The sequence below is a fragment of the Neobacillus drentensis genome (genome assembly GCF_036965425.1).
In the GTDB taxonomy this organism is placed as follows: Bacteria; Bacillota; Bacilli; order Bacillales; family Cytobacillaceae; genus Neobacillus; species Neobacillus drentensis_F.
Genome location: NZ_JBALPP010000031.1, coordinates 11,525 through 20,841, shown reverse-complemented (window position 1 = coordinate 20,841; position 9,317 = coordinate 11,525). Strand labels below are relative to the sequence as shown.

Here is a 9,317-nt window from a genome sequence, read left to right as displayed (position 1 = left end):
CTATAGAACTATATAAAAGGTGGAGGCAGGATTTTGTCGAAGTTTATATTTGAATGTAGGAATCTTACAAAGAATACACCTGATGGACATATAAAAAATATAAATATAAATTTAAGATATTCAGAAATTCATGCAATCATTGTCAAAAACAGCTCTGAACAAAAGGTTTTGATCGAATCCATCAAGAATTTACTAGATCATCCAAAGGCGCAGGGAGAATTAAGATTTAAGGATCAAAGCCTTAAAACAAATAAACACAATAAGAATAAAATTGCCATATTACATCAAAAGCCGTCATTGATTAACAACTTCTCCGTTGCGGAAAATCTCAATTTAGGAAATATACCTACCATGAGATTCCTTCCGTTTATCAATTGGCGCAAAATTAAGTCTAAGTCAAAAATTTATTTAGAAAAGTTAGACTTCCCAATCGATTATCGAACGAAAGTGCGAAATTTATCAGATGAGGACAGACGACTTGTCTATATCACCCGCATTTTCTTACAATACCCTGAAGTCATTATCATGCACGAACCGATGGAAGGACTGTCCGCTGAAAATGCAACAAAGCTATACAATACCATGAAGCAATTTAAAGAAGAAGGAAGAAGCATTATTTATATCACGAAACAATGGGAAGATGCCTTAAAGCTTGCGGACCGAATCTCGATTCTATCCAAGGGAACCATTACGGATGAAATGCCCGCTGACAAAGCAAAAAGTGACCCGCAAAGTTTGTTAAGGAAAATTGAAGATTACAATTTTAAAGAGAACGATCAGCTTAATGAGGCTGATGATACAAAAAATGTCCTTGATGCCGTTTTTAAAGCGGCAGAATTTTTGACATCGGAATACGAGCTAAAAGATGTACTATTACTGTTAGCGAAAGAAGCTACACGTCTCATGAATGCGGATGGCTGCTCCATTAAATTAATCGATGAGTCCACCTGGAGTACGATTGATGATTTTGAATTCAACAATAATAAAAACATAAAAGCTCAATTGACCAAAGAAGCGATTTTATTAATCTCGAAAGGGAAAGACATCTTTTATGCCAATCAAAATGATCGCGAATTCAACTCCTTGTTTGAAAAGATCGAAAATGTAAAAACCATTATCTGTGTTCCTGTTTTTATTCGATCTCAAGTCACAGGAATCATTCAATTATCTTACGAAAACTTATATGTTCATTCGAAAGAGGAGTCTAAACATTTATCAGCGTTAGCGCTTCATGCTGCCATTGCGATTGAAGACACAAGATTATTGGGGAAATCCGCGTTACTACAAGAAAGTCATCATCGGATCAAAAATAATCTTCAATCGGTTGTAAGCTTGATATCCTTACAAAAAATGTTTGTAAAAAATACCCCGGATCAATCCATTGATGATTTATTGGATAGTATTATTAACCGAATCAAAAGTATCGCTTCCGTCCATAATCTTCTTTCGAAAGACAAATTAGGAAGAAGTATCATTAACGTGAAACAAATTATTGAAGCGATTATCGGCCTCATTAATGATCAGCCAAAAGTCGAGATCCATTTAGATTTGGATGATATACTCATCCCGTATAACAAAGCCACATCCATTGCGCTGATGATCAATGAGTTAGTCATGAACTGCTTCAAGCATGCCTTTAAAGATATGGAATCCGGTATGATTGATATTCAGTGTAAACGGTTTGACGATTATATCTTTTTATCCGTTCGTGACAATGGGCGTGGATTCCCAGAAAACTTTGATATCACAAAAGTAGATAGCCTTGGATTATCTATTTTGCAAGGAATTGTCGCCAGCGACTTTCAAGGGGAAATGAATTTTAGAAGTGAAAAAGAAAATACAGCCGTGGAAATCAAACTCCCAACCGAGCGGATTTTTCTGCATTGATAGGGAAAACTATGGGGACGGTACTTGCGGTTTTTTTGAGCCACAAGTACCGTCCCCCATGGCCTTCCTTATGTGGTGAGTTGTTTTATAGGACTATACAAGTAATTTCTTAATAAAATAGTTAACAAACCTAGTATCAATGATAGAATTCCCACTAACACAACGTATTGTGTACCCATATCTGATATAAATAACCCGCCTACTGCTGCACCAATTGTTGTTCCTAAGTTAGCAGATGTTAGAAATAATCCATTAGCGAAATCTGGAGTTTCTGGAGATGCAGTCATAATCCAATACTGAGTGATATTGCCTCCAATACCAGCCAATATTCCCCAAATGAAAGTAATGAACGCCATAGGTACGGTAAACTGCCCTGTGAAAAATAATAGGATATAAACTGCCCCCAATACAAAAGGATATAATATAACAGATTTCTTCGCATTTTTAGTTAGTAATTTCCCTGCCACAATATTTCCAATAATATTGGCTCCACCGTAGATGAATAATATTAAACTAATAAAATTCGAAGACATATTCGTAACTGTTTTCAGGTAATCAGCAAGATAACTATAAACTCCAAATACAGCAGAATTTAATAAAATGACAGTCACAATAGAAAGCCAAGTAATTGATTTCTTTAATACCGATAATTGTGCTCCGTAAGAAAGTCTTTCCTCTACCGGCATGGATGGTACAAATATCAATGTAGCAATCAATGCTATAGCATTTACAACAGCAAAGAATACCATCGCCATTTGTAAAGAAACTGTACTAGCAATAAAGCTTGAGACTGGTACACCGATTACCATACCGGCAGATACTCCAATGAATACTTTGGAAACAGCTTTTGGAGCTTCTTCTTTACTTACTGAGACAGCAGCTACTGAAAATGCCAATGAACAATAAATTGGATGAAAAAAGGCTGGAATGATACGAGCCATTAATAGAATGGTAAAGTTCGATGTAAATATGGATACGAGGTTCCCCAAAACGAAAACACCTAGTACAAGTAGCATGATCTTCTTCCGATTGAATCCCGAAAACAATAAAGGCATCGTTGGACCAGATAATGCAACAACAAGGGCAAAAAAACTCACCAGCCATCCTGCTTTTGATATACTGACATGAAACTGATCAGTAATCGAAGGCAATATCCCAATAACTCCCATTTCTGTATTTAATATGCCGAAGACTCCAATGGTTAATATAAATATGAGTAAGTTATTTTGTTTTTGCATTTCTCACCATTTCTCCTCTGCTCCTTTTTCCTGCTTGTGAATAAATTTCAAAGCATAATGTGTCCCACAAATATAGATTCCCATAATAGATAGGTGATCAATTAAAAACCTTATAGTGGAATCATCATATGACCAACCAAATAGAAATTAATTTTTCCTTCCATTCGTTAATATTGAGCTAAGAAAACATCATCTTACTGATGTTTTCACCCCCTGTTATTTATTCTAGCTGTGCCTTTTGTATATAACAAATACCTATATCTTATATCGAGTTATGCTTGTTAGGCATTTCTGCAACGAATATAATAAAACATTATGAAGGAGGAGTGTTTATGGAATTAAGAGTTTTGCGCTATTTTCTTACTGTCGCAAGAGAAGGAAGCATTACAGGGGCTGCTGATTTCTTGCATGTGACACAGCCAACCCTGTCAAGACAATTAAAAGACCTTGAACAAGAGTTAGGGAAAAAACTATTCATTCGCAGTAGTCACAGTATCATTCTTACGGATGATGGAATGCTCCTGCGAAAAAGGGCAGAAGAAATCATTGAAATGGTCGATAAACTAGAGGCAGAATTTTATTCTATGGAGGACACAATAGGTGGTGATGTTTACATAGGTGGCGGGGAAACAGACGCCATGAGACAGATTGCGCGGGTAGCAAAAGAATTACAGTTGCGTTATCCAAATATACGGTATCACTTGTATAGCGGAAACTCAGACGATGTGACCGAACGGATTGACAAGGGATTGCTTGATTTTGGCATTTTAATTCAACCAGCAGATTTATCGAAATATAATTATATTAATATCCCTGCCAAAGATGTTTGGGGCGTTATTATGAGGAAAGACAGTCCTCTTGCAATCAAAGATACCATTATAGCAGCGGATTTATTAAATGTTCCGGTGATTTGTTCACGACAGGCTATAAAACAGACATTTTCAAAAAATGAATTTGCTGATTGGTTTGGTGAAGATTTTTATAAGTTAAACGTTGTTACTACATACAATCTAGCCTATAATGCTGCCATCATGGTGGAAGAGGGTATTGGTTATGCAATAACCCTTGATAAAATAGTAAATACGTCTAGTGATAGTAATCTTTGTTTTAGACCGCTAGAGCCAAGACTTGAATCAGGCTTAAATATAGTTTGGAAGAAGCATCAGTCTTTTTCCGTAGCTGCTGATATGTTTTTAAAAGCAATTCAGGCGAAATTTTAAATTCTTAAATTAGTAAATGATATTAAAAATGTGATTAAAAGGCTGTCGGGGTTCTTTTCAACAGCCTTACCTTTAAAAAATGAATAGCTCTTTGCATCTTATAAATATTACCAAGGTTGACTTGTTGGTCCAAAATTACAAATTTGTTTAGATATGTACTGACGATTCTCTTGGCTCAAAAAAAGCCGCGAGAAACGTCCACATGGTCTCCCCGTCTCATCCTAACCTTCGTCTCCATGAGTAAAGCATGGAAGAATTTTTTGATGTCAATTCGGGTGGTAGTGGTTTGGTTTTTTCCTTCGAGTTCGAGCATTTTCATTCGTACTTGGGTATAGTCAAACAATTTGGATGAGTAGTACTCAAATGTAGGATTGGCAAAATCGGTTAAACCCAGTGAGGCAAGATGCTCGAGAACCTGTTGGAGGGTTCGGCGAATCCGTTGTTCCACCGCTTTACCTTCTTTTCTTAATGCCTCAGGTGTAATGGATGAACCTAGCCGTTTTTTGGCCGCCTGCTCATATAGCTCTTTTAAAGGCGGAATGTCCCGTTTTCCTTCCGTGTCCCATTGGTGCAAAATTGGTAAAAGATCTAAGAGATCCTTTTCACCGCTCTTACCTACAATCCCAAGTTCAAGAAGAATACTTTTAGCAGCGGAATTAAACGAAGGTTGTTTTTCATGACGAGTATTTTCAAAAGGAAGATCGTTTCTATTGTGCTTCGTTAAAAAGCTTAATGATTTTTGGATGTTATGAAGTGATTTTTCCATCACCAAGTAGTCACTTACTTTCTTAATGACACTTACCACCTCAAGCCGGTTAATCGGCTTTGTGATATAATGCTCAACACCTAGGGAATATGCTTCGCTAATCATATCCTTCGTTTCGACTTGAGAGATCATGATGATTTTTCCATGAAAGAAGGGAGCGATTTCTCTCACCGTCTCAATCCCGTCCCTGACGGGCATGAGCAGATCAATCATTAGGATATCGACATCCAGCATGGCGAGGTTATCAGCATCCACTTCAGCCCCGTCCGCTGCCTCCCCGACCACTGAACCCAATCCTTCTTCTTCAATAATATTAGAGAGCATCCCTCTGATAGTGGCAGTATCATCGATTATAAAAAAATTCACGGTAATCACTCCTTTTTTATTAAATTTTCAACTGGAAGTAGAATTTCAAAGGTTGTACCTTTTTCTTTTGAAGACTCAATCAGGTGAATTTTACCGCCCAGATTTTCAATGACATTTTTTGTGTATGATAAACCGATTCCATTTGAAGCAATTCCGGCTTGATCAAATTTCGTTGTAAAGCCTGGTTCAAAAATATACACTTTGTTTTTTTCAGAAATCCCGCTTCCATTATCCTTTATCGTTATTTTGACAAGGTCTTGAATCCTATCAACTGTTACCACAATCTGCCCCGCCTGATGGATGGCTTCTACAGCATTGGCGAGAAGATTATTGATTAGGGAAAGGAGGATAAAGGTATGGTACTTGGGATGTTCATTGGAAATTCTCACCTGAAAATCAATCGTTTTCTCTAGCAACTCACTATAATTAGTATTTGAGATGGTGGCAACAGAAATGATTTCCCGAATGTTCATAAAGTCATCTAGCTTTTCTTTGGCCATTAATTTGGACAAACCGGCATATATACGTTGATGATCTTTTTTAATTTCATGTAATTCCCCTGCGATTTTCAGCATCTCTTGCGCTTGATTTGGATTGTTTAGAGCTTTTAAATCACGATAAATGGAGTAGCAGGCGCTGGTTAACTTCTCCGCATTTTTTGCTGATTTTTCCAATTGAAACATTTCTACATATAAATTTGAGACTAAAAGTAAAACCTCTTCGGTCCGCTTCCGTTGCTGCTCTTCAGCCAGCCTTGTTTCACGTACTAAGATCGTATTGAAAAAACCGAGCACAAAGAAACTGCGGATGATCGCAACCCCCACAATAATGAAGAAGCTCGAGTTTGTCATTTTCATATCAGTTGTAAAATGACGAATGTTCATTTCAGTAAAATTACCCATGATTTCAAGCACCATTCCAAGTAAACCAATGAGGAGCGGCCGGTGATACAATTTTTTCACTTTAAAAATATGAAAAAACAGGCCATACACCATGTAATAAAAAAACACGGGAAAATGGTTAGGAAAATGGAATGAGCCAACTTGAACCTTGTCCAGAATGATCCGAAAACAAACAACTGCACTTCCTGTTAAAAAGCCGGCCAAAACAGGATGGATCTTACGTGACCATAACAGGATAAAGAAGAAAACAGTTGTACTCATGCTGAATCTTAAATCAGCACCGCTTATTGGGTAATATTTTAATTCGCCGGTAATGGGCACAGCAATGATCATAAATAAATAGGCTAATAATTTATCGCGAATACCCTTATCCCCCATCTATAGTTGAAAAATTTTGTTAATTATAAAAATTATTTATTCAACTTTGTAGTTTTTTGTAGTTTACCGTAGGTTATACGTTAATGTTAATAGTGAAATCGTTTGCATAATACTTTCTACTTTAATAGTATCAAAAAACTTATCGATGGGAGAGAAGCGAGTGAAAAAAATTAGTTTAGCATGGCAAATTTTTATTGGTTTAGTCCTTGGGATTACTGTGGGAGCCATTTTTTATGGAAATCCACATATAGAGCAATTTTTACAGCCGATTGGAACCATCTTTTTACGATTAATTAAAATGATCGTGGTTCCGATTGTCATTTCCTGCCTTGTTGTGGGTGTAGCCGGTACTGGCGATATGAAATCGTTAGGAAAGCTCGGCGGTAAAACTCTTCTTTATTTTGAAATCATTACAACCATTGCGATTGTTGTTGGTTTATTAGTAGCGAACGTTTTCCATCCAGGTTCAGGTGTGGATCGTTCACAACTTGTTAAATCAGATATCAGTTCCTATGTGACAACGGAAAAAGCAACGGAGTCCCACTCTCATATTGATACTTTTGTAAATATCGTACCGACCAATGTGGTTCAGGCTTTTGCAAATGGAGATATGCTGGCGATTATTTTCTTCTCCGTTATGTTTGGTATTGGTGTTGCAGCAATTGGTGAAAAAGGCAAACCGATTATTGAGTTTTTTAGAGGCACCGCTGATGCCATGTTCTATGTAACCAATCAGATTATGAAGCTTGCTCCATTAGGGGTGTTTGCTTTAATCGGTGTTACAGTTTCAAAATTTGGATTAGAATCACTTATTCCGCTTGGCAAACTAGTCTTTACCGTTTATGGTGCGATGGCCTTCTTTACGATCGTGGTTCTAGGTATTGTGGCGAAAATCGCAGGCTATAACATTTTCAAATTATTGGCTTATTTGAAAGACGAATTAATTCTTGGCTATTCGACTGCAAGCTCGGAAACGGTTCTTCCAAAAATCATGGAAAAAATGGAACGAATCGGCTGTCCGAAAGGGATTACATCTTTTGTCATCCCGACTGGTTATTCCTTTAATCTTGATGGCTCTACATTGTATCAAGCGATTGCAGCGTTGTTTATTGCCCAAATGTATGGCATTCATATGAGCATAGGCGCCCAGATCACATTAGTTCTTATTTTAATGATTACCTCGAAAGGGATTGCAGGTGTTCCAGGTGTTTCGATTGTCGTTCTGCTTTCAACGTTAGGAAGTGTTGGTGTTCCTGTAGAGGGCTTGGCGTTTATTCTAGGCGTAGACAGGCTGCTAGACATGGCACGTACATGTGTAAACATTGTTGGTAACTCACTTGCTGCAATTGTTATTTCTAGGTGGGAAGGTTATAAAATCAAAGAACACGACAAATTGCATCACGAAAAACAAGTCGCATAAGGCGATTCAAAAAGGCATAACCAGCTGGTTGTGCCTTTTGGTTTTTGAGAGCCACAGGCACAAATGATTGTCGAAACTAGTATCAGAAAAAAGAACAATATTCCCCAGAAAATGATTATTTTCACTCCAATTATGGATTTATCTCACAAAACTAATAAAGGAATGTCGAATTAATTCGATACCATCCCTGTAAATAATGGACTGTACGGTTTATGATTAGATTAGTTAATGATGATCATTGGGGTGAAGGGATGGCAGATAACTTGAAAACAAAACCGAAATATCAAACATGGATTCGAATTTACAAACTAGGTATTTTTTTAGGTATATCACTCCTGCTTCTATTGGTAACCCTATTGCCTGTTCATTTATATCTGCGTGTACTGTCTGGGATTTTAGCGTTGCCTTTTATTTATATAGCATTTATCCTTTCATATTCTGTTTACCAATTCGCCGCATTTGGGGGAAATTATCAGTCAAAAATCCATGATTTAATTGTGGCCAAAGTGAATGGTGATGGAAAAGGAAAAATACTTGATATAGGTACAGGCAGTGGTTCACTGATTATTAAACTGGCAAAGGCTTTTCCGGAGTCCCTTTTAACTGGAATTGATTATTGGGGCGGGAATTGGGAATATTCGAAAGCGCAATGCCAGCAGAATGCAGAAATAGAAGGGGTCGCTGATCGGATTGATTTTCTGAAAGCAAGTGCTTCAGAACTCCCTTTTAAGGATAATGAATTTGATATCATTGTCAGTTGCCTAACCTTTCATGAAGTAAAGGATAGAAAAAATAAAACGGAAGTTATAAAAGAAGCTTTAAGAGTGCTAAAACCTGGCGGTGAATTTGTCTTCTTAGATTTATTTATGGATGAAAAAATATTTGGGAAAGAGCTTTTAAATGACTTAAAAAAACATGGTGTATCTGAATTGACTAGCTGCCCGCTTGCTAAAGCCATGAAATTGCCCAAGCTCTTATGGAACAAAAAAGTATTAGGAAATGCAGTGATTTTGAGTGGAAGGAAATAAGCCACAGGGACGGGTCTCATGGCTTAAAAAAGCCACAAGAACCGTCCCCTCTGTCCCCATTAAACAAATAATTTATGGCAGATATTATATGAAATATAAACAGAAATACTTA

7 protein-coding genes are annotated in these 9,317 nt (G+C 37.1%); 4 read left to right on the top strand and 3 right to left on the bottom strand.

All coding sequences use genetic code 11. From position 1 onward, the window contains the following. Positions 1 to 33 precede the first annotated feature (33 nt). Entirely contained in the window at positions 34 to 1,887 is a 1,854-nt protein-coding gene (locus V7161_RS08050) for a histidine kinase dimerization/phosphoacceptor domain -containing protein (RefSeq protein WP_335443873.1), read from the top strand. A 68-nt stretch (positions 1,888 to 1,955) separates the two neighbouring features. Here the strand turns inward: V7161_RS08050 and V7161_RS08045 are convergent, their stop codons facing one another. Then, positions 1,956 to 3,125: an MFS transporter gene (locus V7161_RS08045; RefSeq protein ID WP_335443870.1), complete on the bottom strand. Its 1,170-nt coding sequence runs from the start codon at positions 3,123 to 3,125 to the stop codon at positions 1,956 to 1,958. Between the two features lie 332 nt (positions 3,126 to 3,457). Between V7161_RS08045 and V7161_RS08040 the strand changes: the two genes are divergently transcribed. Further along, positions 3,458 to 4,345, top strand: a complete 888-nt coding sequence (locus V7161_RS08040) for a LysR family transcriptional regulator (RefSeq protein ID WP_335443867.1) — start codon at positions 3,458 to 3,460, stop codon at positions 4,343 to 4,345. A gap of 175 nt (positions 4,346 to 4,520) precedes the next feature. On the opposite strand, the gene V7161_RS08035 is transcribed toward V7161_RS08040, so the two are convergent. Together V7161_RS08035 and V7161_RS08030 are read right to left on the bottom strand one after the other, a co-directional pair. Beyond that, complete coding sequence (locus V7161_RS08035; protein WP_335443865.1) at positions 4,521 to 5,477, bottom strand: response regulator; 957 nt, start codon at positions 5,475 to 5,477, stop codon at positions 4,521 to 4,523. A 5-nt stretch (positions 5,478 to 5,482) separates the two neighbouring features. After that, on the bottom strand, positions 5,483 to 6,757 hold the full coding sequence (locus V7161_RS08030; protein ID WP_335443863.1) for a sensor histidine kinase: 1,275 nt from the start codon (positions 6,755 to 6,757) through the stop codon (positions 5,483 to 5,485). Positions 6,758 to 6,917: 160 nt separating this feature from the next. On the opposite strand from V7161_RS08030, the gene V7161_RS08025 reads away from it, so the two are divergent. Together V7161_RS08025 and V7161_RS08020 are read left to right on the top strand one after the other, a co-directional pair. Beyond that, positions 6,918 to 8,177, top strand: coding sequence for a cation:dicarboxylate symporter family transporter (locus V7161_RS08025; RefSeq protein WP_335443860.1), 1,260 nt, complete (start codon positions 6,918 to 6,920; stop codon positions 8,175 to 8,177). Between the two features lie 251 nt (positions 8,178 to 8,428). After that, positions 8,429 to 9,205, top strand: coding sequence for a class I SAM-dependent methyltransferase (locus V7161_RS08020; RefSeq protein WP_335443858.1), 777 nt, complete (start codon positions 8,429 to 8,431; stop codon positions 9,203 to 9,205). Positions 9,206 to 9,317: the final 112 nt, after the last annotated feature.

Excerpts from the sequence above, each read along its gene's own strand:
- V7161_RS08045 (WP_335443870.1), bottom strand. The coding sequence starts at position 3,125 with ATGCAAAAACAAAATAACTTACTCATATTTATATTAACCATTGGAGTC.
- V7161_RS08030 (WP_335443863.1), bottom strand. The coding sequence starts at position 6,757 with ATGGGGGATAAGGGTATTCGCGATAAATTATTAGCCTATTTATTTATG.
- V7161_RS08040 (WP_335443867.1), top strand. The coding sequence starts at position 3,458 with ATGGAATTAAGAGTTTTGCGCTATTTTCTTACTGTCGCAAGAGAAGGA.
- V7161_RS08020 (WP_335443858.1), top strand. The coding sequence starts at position 8,429 with ATGGCAGATAACTTGAAAACAAAACCGAAATATCAAACATGGATTCGA.